We start from the raw sequence: 23,321 nt of genomic DNA, 5'->3' as shown, positions 1-23,321 counted from the left end.
AACTCACCATAAAGGTGAGCTAAATTGATTTATTTGCTGTGTTTCCAGTTACTATAGATACTAAATACGACAATCCAGATGGCTGCTCCAATAGCTCCGACAACTGTTGACTTTTGCAAGAAGAGACAAACAAAGACGAAGATGAAGAAAAGGATAGTCAATGGATTGAGAATCTTGTAGGCTGGCATAAGGAAGCCATCTGCCATGAACTCTTGAGATTTACGGTACTTGAGATGAGCAAGCATGGTCAAGATATAGATAGCGATGTAGACCCCTGATGATGATGCGGTAATCAAAGCAAAGGCATCAGATACACCAGGCAAGACATTGATGAAGGCTGAAACACATACCACAATGGCTGAAACAATGATGGCACGTGAAGGAATACCATTACGTGACAAAGTATCTAGCTTCAAAGCTTTCATGACTTTACTATTTGGTGTTTCCTTAGCAATTTGGAAGAGGTGACGACCTGTAGAGTAAAGTGTTGAGTTCAATGATGAAGCCGCTGCTGTCAAGACAACAAAGTTAATGAAGGCTGCTGCCCACTTGATACCAGCCATTTGGAAGACCGTTACGAACGGTGATTCATTAACTGGAAGTTTTTGCCATGGGAAGATAGCCATGAGGGCAATGAGGGCACCCACATAGAAGATGACAATACGAATCGGAATCTCCTTTATTGCCTTTGGTAAGACCTTACGTGGATTCGCTGTCTCAGAAGTTGTAATCCCTACAAATTCGATGGCTTGATAGGCAAAGAAGACCATTTGGAAGGTCATAACAAAGCTTACCCAACCTTTAGGAAACATCTGGAAGCCGTGTGTAATATTGGCAAGGCTAGCATGTCCAGCAGGCGTTTCAAAGTTGGTTGCTACCATGAAGATACCTGTTGCGATAAGAGCAAGAATGGTGATAATCTTGATCATCCCAAACCAAAACTCAACTTCCCCGAAAATCTTAACCGCAATCAGGTTAACCGAGCTCAGGATAAGCAAGAAGACAATCTGAATCTGCCAGGCAGGCCAACTTGGGAACCAATATTGGACATAAGTTGATACGGCCGTAATTTCTGCCATTCCAAGGAAAATAAGTGATACCCAGTAAGACCAACCCGAGAAGAATCCCCAGCCCTTACCAAGGTATTTGGTAATAAAGTTGATAAAGGTGTGTTGGTCAGGATCCATATAGAGCATCTCACCGATTGCTCGCATCATAAGATACATGAAAATACCAGTCAGTATATATACTAAGATGATTGAAGGTCCTGTTAGGGAGAGGGAACGACCTGCCCCGAGGAAGAGACCTGTACCGATCGTACCAGCGATGGCAATCAGCTGGACGTGACGGTTTTGAAGACCACGCACCATCCCATTCTCAGTCTGGTTGTCGTCGTCTTTATGATGTTGCTTTTGCGACATTTTTTTCACTCCAATTCTATTTAGCACAACTCACTGAATCATGCCATTTTTAACATAACTTATATTTTACCATTTTTGAAATAATTGGTCAAATTTATACAGAATATTCAGAATTTTATGCTTCAAAACAAGGGCTTGGAAACATTCCAAACCCTTGTTCATCGTTATTATGATTCAGGATCATCGAGACTACGGCCATGCAAACCTTTTTCACGTTGTATTTGACGTAGTTTTTCAGGTGTCACATCGTTACCCTCTTCGTCAACCACTTTAATTCCTTCGATATGGTGACGAACTGAGCGACGATAGCCCTCAATGTATTCTTCACGAAGCTTTGCTTGCTCCACTGCTTCTTCTGGAGTCAAACCTTCTGTTTTTTTCTTTTTAGCAAGCTCATTGATACGAGCAATTTTTTTAGGATCCATTCCTTTTCACCTCTATTTTGTATTCAATTGGTTGAAGGCTGCAACAGCATTAGCTTTAGACACAAGACCTGCAAGAAGGGCCAAACGGTTGTTTTTAACAGCTTCATCCTCTGCCATCACCATGGTATTGTCAAAGAAGGCATCGATGACTGGACTAAGAGCAAATAGCTGTGCCAATTTATCACTAGCTGAACCTGTCAATTCAAGATTTTCTGCTGCTTGGGCAAGAGCTTTTTCTTGATCATTTTCAAAAAGAGCGGCATCGACTACTACTGAAGCATCTGCTTTTTCAGCCAAGTTGAAGGCACGAGAGAGTGACTCAACAGCCGCCTTATAACCATCCGTCTTAGCAGCTTCTGAGAGGGCGTCAGCTGCTTCCAGCATATCCGCAACCACGAAGTTTGAACCAGCAAGAACAGCTTCTTTGATATCTTTTGATGTGCGTCCCATCATCTTGTCCACACGCGCCTTGATGAAGTTGAGCACTTCTGCTTGATTGTCATATGAAAGACTATCAAATGAAAGTCCGTAAAGACTGTCAATCAACTCATCCATAGGGATGTGCCAACCAAAAGCATCCAAGATACGAACAATCCCTTGCGTTGCACGACGAAGCGCATAAGGGTCATTAGAACCTGATGGAATCAAGCCAACTGAGAAGAAGGAAAGGAGGGTATCCAATTTATCTGCAAGCGCAAGGATAGCACCAACCTTAGTCTCTGGAAGGGCTCCGTCTGCTGAATCAGGAAGGTAGTGCTCACGGATAGCTGTCGCAACCGCAGCATCTTCACCTGCAAGGAGGGCGTATTTTTCACCCATAATCCCTTGCAATTCATCAAACTCTCCGACCATACCCGTCAAGAGGTCAAATTTGTAGATTTCAGCTGCACGAGCGACGGCTGCCGTTTCTTCTGCAGTCAAACCAGCTTGCTCAGCCAATGACGCTGCAATAACACCAGCACGGGCCATGTGTTCTGAAAGAGAACCAATTTTTTCATGGAAGGTCACGTTCGCCAATTTAGCAACGAGGTCTTCAATCTTAAGTTTTTGGTCTTCACGCCAGAAGAATTCACCATCTTCAAGACGCGCCACCAAGACTTTTTCATTTCCTCGGATGACATTTTCCAAGTGCTCAGCGTTACCATTACGTACTGAGATGAAGTTTGGTTTCAGCTGACCATCAAGGTCACGTACAACAAAGTACCGTTGGTGCGTTTCCATTGAGGTCACCAAGACTTCTTCTGGAACGTCCAAATATTTAGTGTCAAAACTTCCCATAAAGGCAGTTGGGTATTCGACCAAGTTCAAGACTTCGTTCAAAAGTCCTTCTTCGATTTGAACTTGAACACCTTGTTCTGCTTCGATGGCCTTGATTTGCTCACGAATCATGTTTTCACGTTCTTTGCTATCCACAATTACGTAAACGGTACGAAGGTCTTCTTCATAAGAATCCGCATTGGTAATTTCTACTTCATGTCCAAGGAAACGATGCCCACGACTCACACGACCCGACTTAATATCCAAGAAATCAAGGTCGAGTGCTTCGTCGCCCAAAAGAACGATCAAGGTATGAACAGGGCGAATGTATTCAAAGGTGTTGTTAGCCCAGTGCATGCTAACAGGGAAAGTCAATGAAGCAAGCACTTCTGGAACGCCAGCCAAGACTTCTTTAGCTGGTTTTCCAGCTTCGTGCTTCGTAACATAAACGTACTCTTCCCCTTTGACTTCACGGAATTCGATATCATCAACCGTCAAGCCTTTCCCACGGACGAATCCTTGAGCCGCTTTTGAGAAGTTTCCATCTGCATCCAAGGCGATTTTCTTAGAAGGTCCTTTAAAATCTTCAGTCAAATCAGATTGTTGATCTGCTAAACCAATCACACGGACAGCTAAACGGCGTGGTGTTGAGAAGGTTTGAATGCTTTCGTATGAAAGACGGTTGTCATCCAAGAAGGCTGCCATTTTCTCACCGAGTTGTTTTTCACTTGGTGTGACAACGTAGGCTGGCAACTCTTCAAGTCCAAGTTCTACTAATAAGTTTTTTGTCATGTTTTTTCCTTTACAAAATTCTTCTTGTTGATAGGCACCTTAGGTACTGGGGACGTTGCTAACTAACTTTGTGAGGCTGTAGGGAAATCTTCTGTCTTCTCCACATCGATTTCCAATAGTCTCATCAAAGTGGATTTAGCCAACTGATTTTTGAACCTAACGTTTCAAAAATCCCCATATACCAGTACGGCGGTGCCTATCCCTTTAGCAAGTCTTCGACTTGCCTCTGGGTAGCCATGTGGGCTCACTTTGTTTGCCCATTTTCCATTCTTGTAACTCTTTTTTATTCTTCCTCTTCTGCTAGGAGTTTTGCGCGTGTGGCTTCGTCGAGAAGTGGGTAACCAAGTTTTTTACGTTCTGCGACGAAGGTTTTGGCTACGACACGGGCCAAGTTACGGATGCGGGCGATGTAACCGGCACGTTCTGTAACTGATACAGCACCACGAGCGTCAAGCAAGTTGAAGGTGTGTGAACATTTCAAAACGTAGTCATAGGCTGGGTGAACAAGACCCAATTCCAAAGCACGTCCTGCTTCTTTTTCAAATTTTTCGAAGTTTTCAAGAAGCATATCTTGGTCAGAAACTTCAAAGCTGTATTTTGAGTGTTCGTATTCTGGTTGAAGGAAGATTTCTCCGTATTTAACGCCTGGAGCCCACTCGATATCGTAAACAGAATCTACCTCTTGGATGTAAGAAGCCAAACGTTCCAATCCGTAAGTGACCTCAGAAGTTACCGGGCCAGTTGCCAATCCACCAACTTGTTGGAAGTAGGTGAACTGAGTGATTTCCATACCGTCAAGCCAAACTTCCCAACCAAGACCAGCTGAACCAGTTGATGGGTTTTCCCAGTTATCTTCAACAAAACGAATATCGTGTTCCAAAGGATTGATACCCAATTTTTCCAATGACTCAAGGTAGAGTTCTTGGATGTTTGATGGTGATGGTTTCATAACCACTTGGAATTGGTGGTGTTGGTAAAGACGGTTTGGGTTTTCTCCGTAACGTCCATCAGCTGGACGACGTGATGGCTCTACATAAGCCGCATTCCATGGCTCAGGACCAATAGCACGAAGGAAAGTGTAAGGACTCATTGTTCCCGCACCTTTTTCATTATCATAAGCCTGCATGAGCATACAACCCTGGTCATTCCAGTATTGTTGCAAAGTCAAAATAATTTCTTGAAATGTTAATTTCTTAGACATTAAATACTCCTTGATTTAAATGATTTCTTGCGACACGAGTCTGCCTCGTCGATTATACGAGGCAAGACGAGTTAGTACTGCGTCTAGCTCAGGCAACCTAGTGCTGAAGCGTGGGGCAGTCCGACTATAAGGAGGTATCTGCCACTGACGCAGTGGAAGGTTAGTTTTTTAGACATTATTTACTCCTTATTCATAAAGTTTCTTGTGACTCAGGATACAAAAAGAACCATGTCTCTGCTCCTAAGTCATTTGACCTAGGGGCGTCAGAAACGCGGTTCCACCCTAATTTATTACTTCATTTTATCTGTTTGTACTCAGCTCTTTACTGAGAGAAAGCGCCACTTGCCTACTTTGCTCTACTTGGCTTTCACTATCCCAAGCTCGCTAGAAAAACGCCATAAGCCCTTCTTTCTTGTCAGTATTATAGCAGAAATAGGGAAACTTGTAAAATAAAATTCTAATCCTTCTCACTGATTCCCATTTCCTGACGAACATGTGCATGGCTATCTTTATGGAGAATGTCATTATCAATAATTGAGGCATCTCGAAGTTCTTCGGCCTTTTTCTTGTCCTGATGGGTTAAATCTTGATTGGGATCATAAGACTTCTCAACGATAGACAAGTGATGATTTCGAATTTCTTTTTCCTTACGAATTTTGGCTTTTTTGCGGTAGCTAGCCACAACTAGCACTACCAACATCAGCATTCCCAGATAACCGATAATAGGATACATAACCGCTACCAGTTGACGGAAGCCCATGAAGGAAATAGCGAAACCAGCCAGGGCAAATGCAGCCACAAAGAACTTGAAGCGTTTATCACTACCTGCTGAGAAGCGTTTCCCAAGAGCATAATAGAGACTAAAGACGGTATTAAAAATCAAACCAAAGATGACTAAGGCGTAGAGTGTCGCAAAGATAGGGTTCACTTCCTTAGCAATAGCCAACATAGGAACATCTGAGCTAGCAATTTTATCACTGTTAGCAAAGAGAATCAAGGTCGTGACGAAGAAAATCACACCAACCATAAATCCTCCCCAGGCCCCACTCTTTTCAGCTTCATTGATTTTGAGAATAGAGCCACCCATGACAAAGGCCATGGCTATGGCTGACATGACACAAACAGCAAAATAGTTAACCACAGACAGCCAAATACTCGGAAAAGGAGATTGAATGGTTTGCGACACCTTATCCATCTCAGCAAAATCCCAGTGACGTCCTAAAACATTGGTCACGAATATCATGGCAATCATAATCAAAATCATAGGGGTAAAAACCCCAATAACACCGATGATTTTTTTGAAATCTAGGAAACTCACAAAGATAGTCAGAGCTGTACAAAGGAAAGCACCTACCCAAATCGGAAAGCCGAACTGCTGGTTTAGGTTAGCCCCTGCACCTGCTGTCATCACAAAACCAAACAGGAAACAAGTGATAATCAAAGCGATATCCAAAATACGGTAAATCACAGGATGACTGATTTCTGCCAGGACTACCGAATGATCATCTGAGCGGTAATAACTTCCCAGAGCAATCATGAGTCGCCCAAAGCCAACATGCAAAATTCCTAGAACTATAACACCTATCAGTCCCCAGGCTCCAAAACTAACAAAATACTGTAGGAGGTCCTGTCCTGAAGATACCCCTGCGCCAATCATTACACCGACATAGGCCAGGGCAATGCTCCAAATACGTTTTGACATATTACCTCCTGTAAAATATAAAGTATTTCTATTTTACACTACTCTAACACCTTTGTAAAAATCAATTAAAAACAGCACCTTCATAAGAAAGTGCTACTTATTCTCTTATTTTTCCCAACCTTTTTGCCCATCAACATATGTTGCCTGTAAGTCCAAGGAATCATCTAAGACGATAAAATCAGCTGGTAGACCTACTTTTAGGCTCCCGCAAGTATTTTCAAGCCCAACCGATTTAGCTGGAACACTAGTTGCCATCTGCAGAGCTTGAGCAACCGTCACAAGTCCCCAATCAACCACATGTTTAACACCGTCTTTAAGTTGAAGGATAGATCCAGCTAGGTTACCACCTTCTTTGAGACGGGCGGTACCATTTTCAACGATGACAGGAAGTTCACCCAGCATATAGTCGCCATCAGGACGTCCTCCCGCTGACATACAGTCCGTAATAAGGGCAACTCCTTGAGGTGTCTTTTGCTTGATAAGAACCTTACAAGCTGCAGGGACCGCGTGATGACCATCTGCAATCAGCTCACCAATCGTTTCTGGACTATCGAAGGCTGCCCCAACCATACCAGGCTCACGATGCGTAAAACCACGCATTCCGTTATAGACGTGGACCCAAACGGACGCCCCGGCTTCCACTGCTGCCATAGCTTCTTCATATGTCGCATTGGAATGACCTAGAGCAATAGTTACACCTTGCTTGGTTGCTTCCTGGATAAATTCAGCTACTCCCTCACGTTCAGGGGCAAGAGCCAATTTAATCAATTTTCCTTGAGCTGCCTCCTGCCATGCCTTCAATTGTTCCACACTTGGATTGCCCATGTATTTAGGATTTTGAGCCCCCTTATAGGTCTCAGTGAAATAAGGTCCTTCAAAGAAGAGCCCTTGAATTTTGGCACCAGTTTCCTTACCAACCGTATTAGCTGTTGTTTGGCAAATAGCCTTCAGCTCTTCAAATGGCGCTGTTAGGGCTGTCGGTAAGAAAGAGGTCACACCTGCTGAAAGTAAGGCCTGACTCATGCCTAGAAGACTTTCCTCAGAATTATCCATGACATCATAACCCGCAAATCCATGAATATGAGTATCTACAAGACCCGGAGCAATCTGATAATTACCGTAATCCAGTACTTCTGCACCTTCTGGTACCTTTTCCAACCAGTCACCGAAATGGTCATCCATAACCGCTAGGTAGCCACCTTCCTTGATTTTATTTTCAAAGTAAAAACGTTTGGCTGAAATATAATAGGTCATAGGACCACCTCTCATCATTTTTCTATATTCTTAATACGCTTTCATTATATCAAAAAAGCCGAGAAATTTTCTCGACTTTCTCTATTAAATCACACCTTCTGTAACCTTTTCAACAAGATTAATCGCATGGTCTGCGATACGTGTGTAATGTGAGAGGTAATCAACATAGTTGATACCTGCTTGCGCAGTACACTCACCATTGTTAAGACGTTTGGTATGTATTTTACGCAATTGTTTTGCAAGTTTTTCCAACTCTTCATGACGAAGGATGACTTGACCTGCAAGTACCTTGTCATCATCTACAACCACACGAATACTATCAAGGGCGATGCGGTGAGTACGGTTATAAACATCCGCAAGCTCAGCCTTGGCAGTTTCAGAGAATTCAATTCCCTTACTATGAATGTGTTGTGAAAGATTAGCACTTGCAAGAGCAAGGTCACCCATACGCTCCAAGTCACGAACAGAATCAAGCACACTTGCCAAAACTTCATTTTCAGAAACACTAAGAGATTCGTTTGAAATATCGATCAAGTAAGTTGTCAACTCTTCATCAATGCTGTTAACAGCTGTTTCATACTTCTCAACCTTGTCGAAGTATTTCTCATCTCCCTTAGCAAAGAAAGCGTATGAAGCTTCCAAAGACTGGATGGCGTATGACGCCAAGTGCACCAATTCTTTCTTGGCATTACCAAGGGCGATAGCTGGTGCCTGTGTGATAAGCAAACGGTCCAAGTAAAGTGCTTCGTACTTGTTAATTTCGTCCTCACCAGGAATAATCTTAGTTACAAGGTAAGCTAGAACTCCGATGAATGGGAATTGAACAATAGTATTTGCAATGTTAAAAGTACCGTGAGCAAAGGCGATGGTCATCTCAGGTGTCAATCCAAGCACAGACTTAAACCATTGAATCAAGGCTGTGAATGGTACCAAAAGAATCAAACACAAGACCGTCCCAATAACATTGAACAGGACGTGAGCCCCTGCCACACGTTTAGCCGCAATGTTCGAACCAAGAGCTGCTAGTACCGCTGTGATTGTTGTTCCGATATTATCCCCAAAGAGGATTGGAAGGGCACCTTGCAGATCAAGCAAACCACCTGAGTAGAGACTCTGAAGAATACCGATGGTCGCTGCTGACGATTGAATCAACATGGTCAAGCCAGCACCGATGATAACCCCCATGACTGGGCGATCACCCAAGGTTGCCAAGTAGTCCTTAAAGGCTGTAACTGACTTCAAAGGTTCTACCGCATCTCCCATAAGGTTAAGGGCAAAGAAAATCCCCCCAACACCAAACAAGATACGTCCTAGATTATTGAGCTTCTTATTGCTTGTAAAGAAGAGAAGCGCAGCCCCCAGGAAAATCACTGGAAGGGCATAGTCACCAAGCTTGAAACCAATCATGAAGGAAGTTACGGTTGTACCGATGTTTGCCCCCATGACAATACCAATAGCCTGACGAAGACTCAAAAGCCCTGCCGAAACCAGACCGACGACAATAACGGTAACCCCTGAACTCGATTGAATCAAGGCCGTCATGACAATACCAATCAAAACCCCTAAAAACGGGTTGCTGGTATACTTATCGATGTAAAAGCGCAACTTATCTCCGGCTGCTTGTTGAAGACCATCTCCCATATACTTGATACTAAAGAGGAAAAGCCCCAAACCACCGAGGAAAGAAAACGCAATATCTTGCCAATTTACTGACACATTTTTGTCCTCATTATTTAAAAATTTTCGGTTAAACCGACCTTTCTATTGTATCGATTTATTAGGGAATAGACAAGGCTTTTTCCACAAAATAATAGAAAGATCAGAAGAAATTCTGACCTTTCTAGATATCTTATTTAATCCACTTGAACATAACGGCGAACACCACTATAGCTGATGTAAGAAATCCAACTATGACCGTCTTGAGTAACCTTCATATCAAAGTTAATCTTATCGCCTGCTTCTAAGTAAAATTCAACTGGAGCTGTATCACTAGGAGTATTTTTGACAACTGTGCGTTTGGTAAGCGTGTAACTGCCAGATTCTGCTATACCACCATCAATTGGAAGTTGATTGTCAGTAACTGTCACATCTTTAGGTAGCGTCACATTGTCTGATTCTTTAAAGTAGACCTTTGTTCCACCAGTACTGGTTACTTGAATGGTATCTTGTTCATAGCTAGGACCAGAAATAGCTGCCTTTTTAGAAACAAAACTAATATCGCCAACAATACCAGAGGTGTCCCCCCTATCTCTTGAAAGAGTGGCATCATACTTACCTGAGCCTTCTTGATAATTATCTTTCGGGTGCACATAATTGTGAACTGTCGCTTGACCTTGGGCAGTGATATCTCCTACTAGACTAGTGTTATTAAAGACCAGACGACTGCCATCACTGGACTTCCAAGTACCAGCAATACTATCAAACTGACCACGCGCTACAGCACTCACATCCATATCCACGGTGGTTACTTGCGTATCCGTTTTAGCTTGAGCTTGGCTGCTAGATTGGCTACTTGAAGCTTGGCTATCACTTGAGCTCTTTGGCACTTGAGATTGACTGGCTGAAGATTGGCTCTCGTTTGATGATTTAGGTGCTTGGGACTGGCTACTTGAGGGAACTGATGAACTCTTTGAAGATGATGACTGAGCCTGACTACTACTCGAACTTGGGACAGAAGCCTTTTGACTACTTTGCGTGCTTGAAGACTCCGTCTTTGAACCCGAAGATTCCTTGACCTTAGCACTAGATTTGCTAGTCTTACCGCTATCTTTACTGGATGTTTTAGCCTTACTTGATGAGGTCACCTGGCTGCTCTTAGGCGTCTTATCTGCTGAACTCGATTCCTTATGGCTGGAACAGGCTGTCAACAAAACCACTGAGGAAAGGGTAACCATGGAAAGCACGATTGCTTGGGAAAATTTGTTTTTCATAATTATTTCCTCATTTCTAGTCTATCGTAAAAAGTAAAGAAAGGACCTATGTTACAAGGCAACATCGGGTTCTCTCTACTATTAAGGGAACAATCTTTTCTACACTTTTATTATATCATTTTCTAATGTAAACGCTAACATATTAGGGCTGTAAATTCTAAAAATGAGATGAAAATCTCTTGAATCCTTGTGATATAATGGAGACAAAAATTGAAAGTTATACCATGACAATCTATCTTCTAGCACAAGTATTCTCAGCCATCGGAGCTCTCTGTGTCGCCATATCCTCTTTTGCAAAATCAAAACATAAAATGCTGGTCTGGCAAATTACCGACTATATTTTTACTGCTATTGCCAACCTACTTCTAGGGGGCTATACGGGTGCTTTAACCATTAGTATTTCCATCATTCGTAATAGCTTGATGGTCAAAAAGAAGATGACCAAGGCTATCTTGACCATCCTCATCATTATTCAAATCATCTTAGGATCCTACCTCAATCAGCTTGGACTTATTGGCTATCTGCCAATCATCTCTTCAGTCTCTTATAGTTTAGCCATTGCCATCACACGAAACCTTCAGTGGCTTCGCTGGGTCATCATTGAGAATATGTTACTCTGGCTCATTTACGATTTGACCATTCAGGCTTACCCAGCTGCCGTCACTGATGTCACCATCACACTGACTACTCTTGTTGCCATTATTAAAAATCGAAAAACCTTTAGCAGATAGAAGCTAAAGGTCTTTTTCTTATAAAGCCCAAGTACGAATAGCGTGGGCTACGCCTGCCTCGTCATTTGTCAAGGTCACATACTTACACAACTCTTTAATATCGTCACTAGCATTACCCATGGCAACACTTTGACCGACGAATTTAAGCATTTCAAGGTCATTAGCAGCATCACCCAGAGCCATGATTTGATCTGGAGCAATTCCAAGTTTTTCCGCTAAATGCTTAAGTCCACTGGCTTTAGTTGCCCCCTGTGGCATGATTTCAAAGATATAGTCTTGGCTACGAACTGTGCTATAGCTTTGACTAAGTCTATCTTGCACAGCGTTTTGGAAGGCGTCCAAAGGTTCAGAATCAGCCATATACATGGCTTGGAAAATCACTTGGCCTTCCACAAAGATCTCTTCCAAACTTCTAGCCTTCGCTTCTGTGAAAACAGTGCTAGCATCATATGCTACTAGCTCAGGCACTTCATCGCCCACAACATAGTAAGTCTTCTCACCAGTAAAGGTTAGAGCCACCTCTGGAAAGCCTTCGCAAGCCTGCAAGAGTTCTTCCATCTCAGAGCGAGATAAACTTTCATATTGAAGCAAGTTCCAATTTTTTGTCTCATAAGTTGAACAACCATTGTTCATGATAATGTACTCTTCTTCACTCAGTCCTAATTTCTCAAAATGGGGAAGAATACCTGAACGTGGGCGTCCTGTACAAAGGACAATTTTGATACCTGCCGCAGCTGCTTCTTGAATAGCCTTAATATTCTCTACAGGAATCTCTTTTTGGCTATTTAAGAGCGTCCCGTCCATATCTATTGCAATGAGTTTCACTTGGTTCTGATTCATTTTACTCTCCTTCAACCCTAATAAGTGTCATAAATGGTTAACTGATATTGTTCAATGATGCTGTTTAATTTGTCTCCATAGGTTGTGTCCGTAGCGTAGACCCCCGTTAGGGCTGCCGTCGCATCCTTATAATTCTTAGTATTGGAACGGTGCACCCCTACATAGTAGCTTCCCTCAAGGAAATCCACATAGTCCTGTAAAGAATTTTCAACAGAACCATAAGAACGAAAAGCCGCATCAATATAGTAAGGATTGCCCTTACCATCATCCTCCCAGGTCGGTAGGGTCACACTTTGACCATTGTAGTCCCCCTTAATCCCAAAGAAGTTATAGGACGGCTTCTGACTCAAACTGGATTGTCCAGAGTCAGATTCCAAGATGGCCTGAGCAATCATGACAGATGCATAAAGGTCGTTTCTAGCTGCCAAATAGCGCGACGTCTCGCCAATCTCGGCAATAAAAGCAACCGTCTTCTCATCTGTAGATGTCATGTTTTTTTCCATAGTCAACTTTGGAAAATTCAAACTAGCTAGGAGTCCCAATAAGGCAAATAGGCCAATAAAAATCAGACTCCACTTTTGGAAAAATTTAGGAAAGAGCAGGAAAGACTTCTGTTTCTTTTTAGTTTTCTTAGGTCTAGCTTTAGACTTACTTTTCTTTTTTCCTTTTGCCAATTGGTCACCCCCTCAATCATACTAACTCCTCTAAGTATATCAAAATTCACTAAAAAAGACCCAAACCAACCGGTTTAAGCCTTCATTATATTAAATGGCGTCTCCACCACGTTCACCAGTACGAATGCGGATAACATCATCAATAGGAACAATAAAAATCTTCCCATCACCAACTTCTCCTGTCGCCACGGCGCTCCGAATGACATCAACAACTTCGTCAACCGCCATATCCTTAACTACAATTTCAACCTTAACCTTAGCTAATAAGGTAGGAACAATGCGCTGTCCACGAACAAACTCTGCAAAGCCACGTTGATTACCGTAACCCAGAACTTGACTTACAGTCATCCCCTTGGCCAAGCCACTACCAGTCAAGGCATTTTTCAAATCTTCCAATTTATCCGAACGAATAATCGCTTCTACTTTTTTCATCTGTATTCTCCTACGAATCTAAGCCCATAAAGGTTGGATAGGCTGTCTCTTTGTGTTCACAGTCATCAAGACCAATAGCTTCATCACGGTCACTAACACGCAAAGGCATATAATGAGCAATTACTTTAATAATACCATAGGTCACAAGAGCAGACCAAATAGCTGTAAAGACAATAGCCAAAATGGTCACAATAAAGAGATGGGCCTTTCCATAAATCAAGCCAATATTGGCCTTATCTAGGGCTAAATCTGGTGTCGTAAAAATCGCAGTAGCCAAACCACCAAAGATACCTCCAACACCGTGGCAACCAAAAGCATCCAAAGCATCATCATAGGCAAAACGTTTCTTCAAGACAGAAATAGCATAGAAACAAATCGGACTAACCATAAGACCAATTAGAATGGCACTCCAAATTGAAACAAAACCTGCTCCAGGTGTGATTGCAACCAGTCCTGCCACCAAACCGGTTGAACCACCAACCAAGGATGGATGTCCTGTGACATGTTTTTCAATTGCCAACCATGAAAACATGGCTGCAGCAGCTGAAACATGGGTGGTTACTAGCGCGTGCACTGCCAAACCATTAGCGGCCAAGGCTGATCCTGCATTGAAACCAAACCAACCAAACCATAAGAGACCCGCTCCCAATAGGACAAAAGGAACATTATGAGGACGGTGTTCTAAAATGCCAAAATCACGACGTTTACCAACAACGATTGCCAAAACCAAGGCCGATACCCCCGAGGTAATATGAACCACATCACCACCTGCGAAGTCAATCGTCCCCCATTTAGCAAGGAGCCCTTCGTCCCAAACCATATGTGCAAATGGATAGTAGACAAGAATCAACCAAAAGACAACAAAGATGGCTAAAGGTGTAAAGCGCATCCTTCCTACCACTGAACCCGTCAAAATCGCCACACAGATAATTGAAAACATCATCTGAAAAGCAGCAAACAGCATATCAGGAATGGTTAGACCACGACTTGAGGCAGTTTCAGACACGCCATTTAAAAAAAGGTGACTGAAATTACCGAAGATGTTCCCATGACCGCCAAAAGAAAGCGAGTAGCCAGCAACAATCCACAAGAGAGAAGCTATAGCTAAGGGAAGAACAGACATCATCATGGTATTGATAACATTCTTACGACGTCCGAGCCCACCATAGAAGAAAGCCAAGGCCGGTGTCATCAAACAAACCATGGCTGAACAAATCAATATAAAGGCACTGCTACCTGTATCCATGAAACCACTCCAATTCTCAAATTATTTTATGTCAGATAATATAACACAAAAGCATGAGATAAACAAGCGTATCTACGGAATTTTTTGATAATTCTTTCTTTTCTGAGATCTTATGTCGCCACAAAAAAAGAGTCTCTTAAACCCCATGGAAAAGGTTATAAAGCTCTTGTCTGTTTATTTTTCGCTCTTTAGCAACGGTTTTTATAGCCTGATTAGGTTTCATACCAGAAGCAATTAAAGCTTCAACAGCCTCCACTGGCGTAACATCTGATGTTAGATTTTCTTCCCTATCATTTTCAGAAGCTCCAGCCACAATCAGTAAACATTCTCCCTTGAGAGGATTACTAGCAATATAATCTAAAATTTCTGAAATTGACCCTCGCTGGTACTCTTCATAAAGCTTGGTTAATTCTCGAACTAGCGTTACTTGACGGTTGCCATAGACCTCATACATATTTTCGAGGGTATCCGCCACACGGTAAGGTGACTCGTAAAAAATCTGTGTCTCAGGATAAGATACTTTTTCCTTGAAGAAATCAATCTGCTTTCCCTTTTTACGAGGCAGGAAGCCATAAAAAATATGAGGTTGGGGTGCTAAACCACTAGCAATCAAGGCTGTAATACCAGCTGATGCTCCCGGTAAGGCCACCACAGGAATATCCTCAGCAATGGCGGCTTTGACCAAATCATGCCCAGGATCCGAAATGGAAGGCATACCCGCATCAGAAACCTGAGCCAAAGAAAGACCTGACTTCAAACGCTCCAGTAAATCTGGAATTTTCTCATAGGCATTGTGCTCATGAAAAGAATACTGCTTGGTTTCAATCTCAAAATGCTTGAGTAAGAGACCCGTATTGCGCGTGTCCTCCGCACAAATAAGATCCACCTCTTTCAGGATTTGCACACTACGAAAAGTCATATCCTGCAAATTCCCAATAGGAGTGGGAACCAGATAGAGGGTACCGTAGCTAGATTGCCCCTTAAAACTCTTTTGAACCTGCATGTTTAGTCTCCGTACAACAATTCTGCACAGAAGCCACAAGCTTCATTATTATCACGACGTTGGCCATAAAAATCTGGACAAATATGGAATCCATCATCATAAATAGCCTCGAGGTTCACCTTACCATGAGACATTTTAGTCCCTGTCTCCTCTTGAACCACTTGACTCAAGTGCTCACGCAACTTGTCGTTTTCCAACTTGAGGGCCGTATTCTCATCAAGAATCCCTGAGAAGTTCGCCTTAATTGCTTCCACTTCTGCCAACATCGACATCAAATTTTGTGATAATTCCTCGAATTTATCATACAATTCACGCTTTTCCATTTAGCTGAACTTCCTCCACTCCATAAGTTAGGGGCGCACGCCCTTTTTCAAATACAACCTTAATAGTCCCTGCAATTACATCAATGGCAACGACCTGACCTGTGCCATCCTTGGTTTCAATGTCATCACCCAAGTCAGGATAACTAGCCTTGCTATCTCGGTAAAAGTCATCTTCATAACTGAGACAACACATAAGTCGACCACAGACCCCATTCATCTTACCAGAATTCAAAGATAAACTCTGATTTTTAGCCATCTTAATCGATACTGGTGGGAATTCACCCAAAAAACTAGAACAACAAAGTGCTCGGCCACAAGGTCCTAGGCCACCATAAATCTTTGATTCCTCACGACTCGAAATTTGGCGCAACTCAATACGTGTCTTAAAGTAAGAAGCCAAATCTTTGAGCAATTGACGAAAATCTACCCGTTTTTCAGCAACAAAACTGATTAGCACATAAGAGCAGTTTAGCGGAAAGACAATGTCAACCACCTTCATTTCTAGCTGATTTTGAGTAATTAAATCAGCTACTACTCCCATACTCTTTTCAGCCTTCAAAAGATTTTCATCATATCTAGCGAAATCTTTCTCTCCTGCCAATCCTTCAACCCGATTCAAATCCGCAGGCAAACTAACCTCAGGAAAATCTGTGTTTTCCATGACAACCTGGGCTAGGCGTTTATCTTTTTTCTCCAAAACGACTACAAAGTCATCTTTGGCATAATTTTTATCAGGAACAACATATTCTACTGCTCCAGTTTCTTCAAATTTTATTCCAATGACTTCTGTCATGATAATACCATATACTCCATCGCATTTTGAAAGCTGACATTAGCTAGCCACATTTTTCGTGCCTCATAAACTAAGTCTAGCCATCGTCTTGCTTGTGGATTTTGTATATCCTTCCCCAATTGATAAGTTAAAAAAGCCCAGACCATCTCTTGTTCCGACTTTTCACTACACTGGACAGCCAGTTTTGCAACGTCCAAATAAAGCAGGTCCTGATTAGATAGCAGGGACTGTGTGAAACGCTCTACTGTATTAATCAGATCAAGAATCTTATTATCTTTAGCTAAGTCTAAAGCCTGAACATCATCTTTAGCAAAGTCCGCCAACACTTTGGCTTGTGTCAGCAACAAGCCTTCCTTCTGCAACAACTCTTCCAGATAAGCCCGATTCTTTGGAAAATAAAAGAGTTGAGCTCGGCTTTTAATCGTCGGTAACATACGACTATCATCAGCTGTCAAAAGAAAAATATAAATCTGACTTTGAGGTTCTTCAATAAACTTTAAAAGACTGTTAGCAGCATTGACGTGCATCTTATCTGCATCCCGAATGATAAAAACCTGAGCCTGCCCCTCAAAACTCGATTGACTAAACTCTCTAGTCAACTGACGAATCGTGTCCGTCTTAATAATCTGTCCTTGTGGCTCTACTAATTTAACATCAGAAAAGTCCCCCTGTGCAATCAAGCGACAGGGACGACAGTGACCACAAGGTAGACCATTCTCAGGAGTCAGACAAAACCGACTCTGTGCTAGCCAAATAGCCATGTCGAGACTTCCAAAATCACCCGAAAACAAATAAGCATGACTCAAACGATTTTCTCTGATAATTTGTGAAAACTCTTCAAATAGTTTGCTTTGACTTTCAGCTAACTTCATCTTGCTCCTTATAAATAGTCTTTAATTACATTCCAAGCTTGCTCTACAACATCCTCAAAATCCTGTGAGGCATCAATTAGCTTGATACGTTCTGGTTCAGCCTGTGCCAAATCCAAATAACCTTGACGTACACGCTGATGTAGGTCAAGTTTCTCTAAATCCAACCGATTGACTTCACGTTCGCCGCTAGCTGCAATGCGGTCCAAACCAGTCTCAGAATCCACATCAAACAATAGGGTCACATCAGGTTTATACCCATCAGTCGCATAGGCATTTAACCAGGCAATCTCATTCTGATTCAAGCCACGACCAGTCCCTTGATAGGCAACTGATGAATCAATAAAGCGATCCATGATGACCATATTGCCCTTTTCAAGCTCTGGCAAAACCTTCTCAACCAGATGTTGACGGCGAGCAGCAATATAGAGCAAGAGCTCTGTCTTAGCATCCATAGCCGTATTATCTACATCCAGAATAACCTCACGGATTTGCTCTGCAATAGCTACTCCTCCTGGTTCACGTGTCGTCACGACTTTGGCTGGATAGGCTTCTCTAAGACGAGGTAAAAGTGCCTCCAAAACTGTTGTCTTTCCAGCACCATCTGGCCCTTCGATTGAGATTAATAACCCTTTTGACATGATACTTCCTTTTTGATTTCTTTACTTTCTATTTTATCAAATTTTAGCTCAAATGAACAATCAAGGGCAAAAGAAAACAGAGGTTTCTAAAAACCCCTGTTTCTATCTGAATACTTCTGACCATGCCGATTGCAGGTTTCGAACCTGTGACCTACGCGTTACGAGTGCGTTGCTCTACCAACTGAGCTAAATCGGCTGACACAGTCATTCTAACACTATGCCCTAAAAAGTCAAGTTCTGTATGAAATTTACAAAAAAGAACTTGGACTAGCCAAGCTCATTCTTTTCTTACAATGATTTGTAAAGTTGACTTGCATTTTCAACAGTGAATCCATATTCTTTAAAGATACGGTCACCAGGTGCTGAGGCACCCCAAGTATCAATAGTAAGTGTTTTACCTGCAAGACCAACATATTTGCCCCAACCAAAGCTAGTTCCAGCTTCGATAGCCAAACGTTTTGTCACAGCTGCTGGAAGAACTTCTTCTTTATATGCAGCATCTTGTTCATCAAAGAGATTTTGTGATGGCATTGAAACAACACGGACATGCACTCCTTCAGCTTCAAGAGCCGCTTGAGTATCAAGAGCCAATTTCACTTCAGAACCTGTCGCAATGATGATACCATCAAGATCACCTTTAGCTTCTGAGATGATGTAAGCCCCTTTATTGACACCAGCTTCGGCATTTTCAGCTGTACCATCAAGGACTGGCAAGTTTTGACGTGTCAAAACTAGCATTGTTGGACGTTCAGTCTCAGCCAAGGCACGTTTCCACGCAGCATTAGTTTCATTACCATCTGCAGGACGGATAACGTTAAGGTTAGGCATTGAACGCACACTTGCCAATTGTTCGATTGGTTCGTGAGTAGGTCCATCTTCACCAACTGCTACTGAGTCGTGAGTCATAACATAAGTTACTGGCAAGTTTTGAAGAGCTGCCATACGTACTGCTGGAAGCAAGTAGTTTGAGAAGACGAAGAAAGTACCACCATAAACACGAGTACCACCATGAAGAGCAATACCATTCATTGCTGCAGCCATAGCAAACTCACGTACACCGAACCAAATATTACGTCCAGCATAGTTGTCTGCTTGGAAATCAGACTCAGCCTTAACCATAGTATTGTTAGAAGCTGAAAGGTCTGCTGAACCTCCCCAGAATGAAGGAACTTGTTTAGAAATCTGTTGGATAGCTTGTTGGCTTGACACACGGCTAGCTACTGCTGAACCCAATTCATGAGCATTCAAGTCAACGTGTACAGGTTCATTCGCAAAGGCAGCCTTGTATTCCGCAGCCAATTCTGGGTAAGCAGCTTCATATTCTGCAAATTTAGTTTGCCAAGCATTTTCAGCAGCTTCACCACGGAATTTAATACCAGCTTCGAAACGACGAGCGACTTCATCTGGAACTGTAAATGCCGGTGCATCATAACCATAAACACCTTTTGCATGATCAATACCGTCTTGACCAATTGGAGCACCGTGGACAGCTGATGTTCCTTGTCCTTCAGCTCCGTAACCAATGATTGTCTTAACTTCAATAATAGATGGTTTATCTGTCTCAGCTTTAGCTTCTTCGATAGCTTTAGCAATAGCTTCCAAATCATTACCATCTTTAACAAGAATGTGTTGCCAACCATAAGCTTCAAACTTAGCCTTAACATCTTCAGTGAAAGCCATTGAAGTTGGTCCATCAAGTGAGATATCATTTGAATCGTAAAGAAGTACCAACTTACCAAGTTTAAGGTGACCAGCAAGACTAGCAGCTTCTTGAGAAACACCTTCCATCAAACAACCATCGCCATGGAGAGCATAAGTATAATGGTCAACAATATCAAAACCAGGTTTGTTAAATTTAGCTGCCAAGTGTGCTTCAGCCATTGCCATACCTACAGCATTAGCAATCCCTTGACCAAGAGGACCTGATGTTGCTTCAACACCATCTGTATGGTTAACTTCAGGGTGACCTGGAGTCTTAGATCCCCATTGACGGAAGTTCTTCAAGTCGTCCATTGTCACGTCGTAGCCAGAAAGGTGCAAGAGACTATAAAGTAAGGCAGAACCATGACCTGCAGAAAGAACAAAACGGTCACGGTTTGTCCAGTTGCGGCTAGTCTTTGGATTAACATTCATCACATGGTTCCAAAGCACATAAGCCATCGGCGCTGCACCCATAGGAAGACCTGGGTGCCCAGAATTCGCGGCTTGAATTGCCTCGATCGAAAGCGAACGAATAGTGCTGACCGCCATTTGGTCAATTGCATCAAAAGTCATGATTCTAACTCTCCTTTTTTGGAAAAAAATGCGGAGCATACAGACTATTAGCATCTGAGCTCTAGTTATACTACTTTCATTATAGCATATTATCTGTCTCTTTGGGCAATCCAATTCTATTTGTCAAACCCTAAACCTATAAAATAGAGCACCTAAAGCGTTCGTTTTTACAAACCTGCACCATTTGTCTTATCCCAAGCAATTATTTATAAAGCTATTCATCAAAAAACAAAAAAGCCGAGGAAAACCTCGACTTTATCTAAAATTATTTAACGAAGTCAAGCAATGCCAAGAAGCTTTCAGCTTCAAGTGAAGCACCACCAACAAGAGCTCCGTCAACGTCTGGACAAGCCATGTATTCAGCAACGTTTTCAGGTTTAACTGATCCACCGTATTGAACACGTACTTTGTCAGCAACTTCTTGACCAAAGTCAGCAGCTACAACGTCACGAACAACTTTACACATTTTTTGTGCGTCGTCTTGTGAAGCTGATTTACCAGTACCGATAGCCCAGATTGGTTCGTATGCGATAACTGTTGAAGCTACTTGTTCTGCAGTCAATCCAGCAAGAGCAGCTGAAACTTGAGCACCTACGAATTCTGCTGCTTTACCAGCTTCGTAAGTTTCAAGTGATTCACCACAACAGATGATTGGAAGCATACCGTTAGCAAAGATTGCTTTTGCTTTTTTGTTGATGTCTTCATCAGTTTCGTGGAAGTAGTCACGACGTTCTGAGTGACCGATAACAACGTAGTCAGTACCGATTTCTTTCAAAACTTGTGGGCTAGTTTCACCAGTGAAGGCACCAGCATTTTCAAAGTAAGTGTTTTGTGCAGCAACTTTAAGGTCTGAACCTTTAGCAGCAGCAAGTACAGCTGTCAAGTCAACTGCAGGAGCTGCGATACCAGCTTCAACAAGATCTGATGAAGGAAGTTTTGATGCTACAGCTTCAACGAATGCTTTTGCTTCTTCTGGATTTTTGTTCATTTTCCAGTTACCAGCGATAAATGGTTTACGTGACATTTCACATACCTCTTCTTTTATTTATTTACTCGTTTATTTTATCACAAATCCCTTACTATTACTAGGATTTTAGGAAAATTCCGAAAACTCAGCCTGCTTTATGTGTATTTATCACTATCAAAACTTAGATTAAGCATCTAAAACACGTCAAAAATATAATATTACGAGTATTTTTAAACACCAAAAAGAGCCGAGTAAACTCGACTCTCTCAATTATTGTCTGACGAATAATTGTATTGGGAACTTAATATTAATTAAGCTTCGATTTCAGATACGATACCTGAACCAACAGTACGTCCACCTTCACGGATAGAGAATGTTGTACCTTGTTCAACGGCGATTGGGTGGATCAACTCAACGTCGATAGTCACGTTATCACCAGGCATAACCATTTCAGTACCTGCAGGAAGTTCGATTGAACCTGTTACGTCAGTTGTACGGAAGTAGAACTGTGGACGGTAGTTGTTGAAGAATGGAGTGTGACGTCCACCTTCTTCTTTAGAAAGGATGTAAACTTCACCTTTGAATTTAGTGTGTGGGTTGATTGAACCAGGTGCAGCCAATACTTGACCACGTTCGATTTCATCACGTTGGATACCACGAAGAAGAACACCGACGTTATCTCCGGCAATACCTTCGTCAAGTTGTTTACGGAACATTTCAACACCAGTAACAACTGCTTTTTGGATATCTTCTTTAAGACCAACGATTTCAACTTCGTCATTAACACGAACAACACCACGGTCGATACGTCCTGAAGCAACAGTACCACGACCAGTGATTGAGAATACGTCTTCGACTGGAAGCAACAATGGTTTGTCAGTGTCACGTTCTGGTTCTGGGATGTATTCGTCAACAGTGTTCATCAAGTCCATGATGATGTCTTCGTATTTAGAATCACCTTCAAGAGCTTTAAGAGCTGAACCTTGGATAACTGGAATGTCATCACCTGGGAAATCGTATTCTGAAAGAAGGTCACGGATTTCCATTTCAACCAATTCAAGCAATTCTTCATCGTCAACCAAGTCAACTTTGTTCATGAAGACGATAAGGTGTTTAACACCAACCTGACGTGAAAGAAGGATGTGCTCACGAGTTTGTGGCATTGGTCCGTCAGTAGATGCTACTACAAGGATCGCACCGTCCATTTGAGCGGCACCAGTGATCATGTTTTTAACGTAGTCCGCGTGTCCTGGCGCATCGATGTGAGCGTAGTGACGTTTTTCAGTTTCGTACTCAACGTGTGCAGTGTTGATTGTGATACCGCGTTCACGTTCTTCTGGAGCAGCGTCGATTGAAGCGTAGTCTTTTGGTGTGTTAACTGCGCTAGGAAGACGACGAGCCAATACAGTTGTGATAGCAGCTGTCAAAGTAGTTTTACCGTGGTCAACGTGTCCGATTGTACCAATGTTAACGTGTGGTTTACTACGATCGTATTTTTCTTTTGCCATTTAGGAAAAGCCTCCAATAAAATATATTTTATAGATAG

The 23,321-nt window shown here is 42.3% G+C and carries 21 protein-coding genes and 1 tRNA gene; 1 reads left to right on the top strand and 21 read right to left on the bottom strand.

The genetic code is table 11. The annotated features are described in order from the left end of the window. Positions 1 to 29 precede the first annotated feature (29 nt). From HMPREF2979_RS02145 to HMPREF2979_RS02110, 8 genes are all read right to left on the bottom strand, one after another. Entirely contained in the window at positions 30 to 1,421 is a 1,392-nt protein-coding gene (locus tag HMPREF2979_RS02145; protein ID WP_070438773.1) for an amino acid permease, read from the bottom strand. A 167-nt stretch (positions 1,422 to 1,588) separates the two neighbouring features. Next, positions 1,589 to 1,846: a DUF896 family protein gene (locus HMPREF2979_RS02140; RefSeq protein ID WP_045769030.1), complete on the bottom strand. Its 258-nt coding sequence runs from the start codon at positions 1,844 to 1,846 to the stop codon at positions 1,589 to 1,591. A 12-nt stretch (positions 1,847 to 1,858) separates the two neighbouring features. Further along, positions 1,859 to 3,895 (bottom strand): glycine--tRNA ligase subunit beta, encoded by a 2,037-nt coding sequence (glyS, locus tag HMPREF2979_RS02135; protein WP_070654905.1) that lies wholly within the window; start codon positions 3,893 to 3,895, stop codon positions 1,859 to 1,861. A gap of 283 nt (positions 3,896 to 4,178) precedes the next feature. Continuing rightward, positions 4,179 to 5,096, bottom strand: coding sequence for a glycine--tRNA ligase subunit alpha (gene glyQ / locus HMPREF2979_RS02130; RefSeq protein WP_002886077.1), 918 nt, complete (start codon positions 5,094 to 5,096; stop codon positions 4,179 to 4,181). Positions 5,097 to 5,553: 457 nt separating this feature from the next. Further along, the gene (locus tag HMPREF2979_RS02125) at positions 5,554 to 6,798 is read right to left on the bottom strand and encodes a YkvI family membrane protein (protein WP_070654903.1); all 1,245 of its coding nucleotides are present in this window, start codon (positions 6,796 to 6,798) and stop codon (positions 5,554 to 5,556) included. 105 nt (positions 6,799 to 6,903) lie between these two features. Continuing rightward, positions 6,904 to 8,052, bottom strand: coding sequence for an N-acetylglucosamine-6-phosphate deacetylase (gene nagA, locus HMPREF2979_RS02120; protein WP_070655300.1), 1,149 nt, complete (start codon positions 8,050 to 8,052; stop codon positions 6,904 to 6,906). 84 nt (positions 8,053 to 8,136) lie between these two features. Next, the gene (locus HMPREF2979_RS02115; RefSeq protein WP_070654900.1) at positions 8,137 to 9,768 is read right to left on the bottom strand and encodes a Na/Pi cotransporter family protein; all 1,632 of its coding nucleotides are present in this window, start codon (positions 9,766 to 9,768) and stop codon (positions 8,137 to 8,139) included. 137 nt (positions 9,769 to 9,905) lie between these two features. Beyond that, complete coding sequence (locus HMPREF2979_RS02110) at positions 9,906 to 10,982, bottom strand: SH3 domain-containing protein (RefSeq protein ID WP_070654898.1); 1,077 nt, start codon at positions 10,980 to 10,982, stop codon at positions 9,906 to 9,908. 224 nt (positions 10,983 to 11,206) lie between these two features. Here HMPREF2979_RS02110 and HMPREF2979_RS02105 point away from each other — a divergent pair, with 224 nt between their 5' ends. Then, positions 11,207 to 11,713 (top strand): YgjV family protein, encoded by a 507-nt coding sequence (locus tag HMPREF2979_RS02105; protein WP_037599703.1) that lies wholly within the window; start codon positions 11,207 to 11,209, stop codon positions 11,711 to 11,713. Between the two features lie 18 nt (positions 11,714 to 11,731). Here HMPREF2979_RS02105 and HMPREF2979_RS02100 read toward each other — a convergent pair whose 3' ends face one another. The 13 genes from HMPREF2979_RS02100 to tuf form a co-directional block, all read right to left on the bottom strand. After that, positions 11,732 to 12,553, bottom strand: a complete 822-nt coding sequence (locus tag HMPREF2979_RS02100) for a Cof-type HAD-IIB family hydrolase (protein WP_037601974.1) — start codon at positions 12,551 to 12,553, stop codon at positions 11,732 to 11,734. Positions 12,554 to 12,570: 17 nt separating this feature from the next. Continuing rightward, positions 12,571 to 13,227, bottom strand: coding sequence for a glycoside hydrolase family 73 protein (locus HMPREF2979_RS02095; RefSeq protein WP_064520854.1), 657 nt, complete (start codon positions 13,225 to 13,227; stop codon positions 12,571 to 12,573). 90 nt (positions 13,228 to 13,317) lie between these two features. Beyond that, entirely contained in the window at positions 13,318 to 13,659 is a 342-nt protein-coding gene (locus HMPREF2979_RS02090; RefSeq protein ID WP_014634018.1) for a P-II family nitrogen regulator, read from the bottom strand. A 10-nt stretch (positions 13,660 to 13,669) separates the two neighbouring features. Further along, a complete protein-coding gene (locus tag HMPREF2979_RS02085; RefSeq protein WP_064520850.1) occupies positions 13,670 to 14,905 on the bottom strand; it encodes an ammonium transporter in 1,236 nt (411 codons plus the stop codon). A gap of 136 nt (positions 14,906 to 15,041) precedes the next feature. Then, the gene (gene rsmI, locus HMPREF2979_RS02080; protein ID WP_070654896.1) at positions 15,042 to 15,908 is read right to left on the bottom strand and encodes a 16S rRNA (cytidine(1402)-2'-O)-methyltransferase; all 867 of its coding nucleotides are present in this window, start codon (positions 15,906 to 15,908) and stop codon (positions 15,042 to 15,044) included. A 2-nt stretch (positions 15,909 to 15,910) separates the two neighbouring features. Beyond that, entirely contained in the window at positions 15,911 to 16,231 is a 321-nt protein-coding gene (yabA, locus tag HMPREF2979_RS02075) for a DNA replication initiation control protein YabA (RefSeq protein WP_002887582.1), read from the bottom strand. Beyond that, positions 16,218 to 17,024: a regulatory iron-sulfur-containing complex subunit RicT gene (gene ricT / locus HMPREF2979_RS02070; protein WP_060971874.1), complete on the bottom strand. Its 807-nt coding sequence runs from the start codon at positions 17,022 to 17,024 to the stop codon at positions 16,218 to 16,220. The genes yabA and ricT overlap by 14 nt, the downstream gene beginning before the upstream one ends. Then, positions 17,021 to 17,896, bottom strand: a complete 876-nt coding sequence (locus tag HMPREF2979_RS02065) for a DNA polymerase III subunit delta' (protein WP_070654894.1) — start codon at positions 17,894 to 17,896, stop codon at positions 17,021 to 17,023. Before HMPREF2979_RS02065 ends, ricT begins: the two co-directional genes overlap by 4 nt. An 8-nt stretch (positions 17,897 to 17,904) precedes the next feature. Beyond that, positions 17,905 to 18,534: a dTMP kinase gene (gene tmk / locus HMPREF2979_RS02060; protein ID WP_070438794.1), complete on the bottom strand. Its 630-nt coding sequence runs from the start codon at positions 18,532 to 18,534 to the stop codon at positions 17,905 to 17,907. Positions 18,535 to 18,657: 123 nt separating this feature from the next. Continuing rightward, positions 18,658 to 18,730 (bottom strand) — tRNA-Thr (locus HMPREF2979_RS02055). A 92-nt stretch (positions 18,731 to 18,822) separates the two neighbouring features. Then, positions 18,823 to 20,808 carry a transketolase gene (gene tkt / locus HMPREF2979_RS02050; protein WP_070654892.1) on the bottom strand — a complete coding sequence of 662 codons (1,986 nt, stop codon included), beginning with the start codon at positions 20,806 to 20,808 and terminating at the stop codon, positions 18,823 to 18,825. 265 nt (positions 20,809 to 21,073) lie between these two features. Beyond that, positions 21,074 to 21,832, bottom strand: a complete 759-nt coding sequence (tpiA, locus tag HMPREF2979_RS02045) for a triose-phosphate isomerase (RefSeq protein WP_002885895.1) — start codon at positions 21,830 to 21,832, stop codon at positions 21,074 to 21,076. A gap of 254 nt (positions 21,833 to 22,086) precedes the next feature. Then, positions 22,087 to 23,283, bottom strand: a complete 1,197-nt coding sequence (gene tuf / locus HMPREF2979_RS02040) for an elongation factor Tu (RefSeq protein WP_002886182.1) — start codon at positions 23,281 to 23,283, stop codon at positions 22,087 to 22,089. Positions 23,284 to 23,321 lie beyond the last annotated feature (38 nt).

Source organism: Streptococcus sp. HMSC078H12, from assembly GCF_001814615.1.
GTDB classification, from domain to species: domain Bacteria; phylum Bacillota; class Bacilli; order Lactobacillales; family Streptococcaceae; genus Streptococcus; species Streptococcus salivarius_F.
The sequence above is the reverse complement of the archived record's forward strand: the minus strand, read 5'-3'. Positions and strand labels throughout refer to the sequence as shown.

Coding starts and splice junctions, on each gene's coding strand:
- HMPREF2979_RS02145 (WP_070438773.1), bottom strand. CDS start 1,421: ATGTCGCAAAAGCAACATCATAAAGACGACGACAACCAGACTGAGAAT.
- HMPREF2979_RS02140 (WP_045769030.1), bottom strand. CDS start 1,846: ATGGATCCTAAAAAAATTGCTCGTATCAATGAGCTTGCTAAAAAGAAA.
- glyS (WP_070654905.1), bottom strand. CDS start 3,895: ATGACAAAAAACTTATTAGTAGAACTTGGACTTGAAGAGTTGCCAGCC.
- glyQ (WP_002886077.1), bottom strand. CDS start 5,096: ATGTCTAAGAAATTAACATTTCAAGAAATTATTTTGACTTTGCAACAA.
- HMPREF2979_RS02125 (WP_070654903.1), bottom strand. CDS start 6,798: ATGTCAAAACGTATTTGGAGCATTGCCCTGGCCTATGTCGGTGTAATG.
- nagA (WP_070655300.1), bottom strand. CDS start 8,052: ATGACCTATTATATTTCAGCCAAACGTTTTTACTTTGAAAATAAAATC.
- HMPREF2979_RS02110 (WP_070654898.1), bottom strand. CDS start 10,982: ATGAAAAACAAATTTTCCCAAGCAATCGTGCTTTCCATGGTTACCCTT.
- HMPREF2979_RS02105 (WP_037599703.1), top strand. CDS start 11,207: ATGACAATCTATCTTCTAGCACAAGTATTCTCAGCCATCGGAGCTCTC.
- HMPREF2979_RS02100 (WP_037601974.1), bottom strand. CDS start 12,553: ATGAATCAGAACCAAGTGAAACTCATTGCAATAGATATGGACGGGACG.
- HMPREF2979_RS02090 (WP_014634018.1), bottom strand. CDS start 13,659: ATGAAAAAAGTAGAAGCGATTATTCGTTCGGATAAATTGGAAGATTTG.
- HMPREF2979_RS02085 (WP_064520850.1), bottom strand. CDS start 14,905: ATGGATACAGGTAGCAGTGCCTTTATATTGATTTGTTCAGCCATGGTT.
- rsmI (WP_070654896.1), bottom strand. CDS start 15,908: ATGCAGGTTCAAAAGAGTTTTAAGGGGCAATCTAGCTACGGTACCCTC.
- yabA (WP_002887582.1), bottom strand. CDS start 16,231: ATGGAAAAGCGTGAATTGTATGATAAATTCGAGGAATTATCACAAAAT.
- ricT (WP_060971874.1), bottom strand. CDS start 17,024: ATGACAGAAGTCATTGGAATAAAATTTGAAGAAACTGGAGCAGTAGAA.
- HMPREF2979_RS02065 (WP_070654894.1), bottom strand. CDS start 17,896: ATGAAGTTAGCTGAAAGTCAAAGCAAACTATTTGAAGAGTTTTCACAA.
- tmk (WP_070438794.1), bottom strand. CDS start 18,534: ATGTCAAAAGGGTTATTAATCTCAATCGAAGGGCCAGATGGTGCTGGA.
- tkt (WP_070654892.1), bottom strand. CDS start 20,808: ATGACTTTTGATGCAATTGACCAAATGGCGGTCAGCACTATTCGTTCG.
- tpiA (WP_002885895.1), bottom strand. CDS start 21,832: ATGTCACGTAAACCATTTATCGCTGGTAACTGGAAAATGAACAAAAAT.
- tuf (WP_002886182.1), bottom strand. CDS start 23,283: ATGGCAAAAGAAAAATACGATCGTAGTAAACCACACGTTAACATTGGT.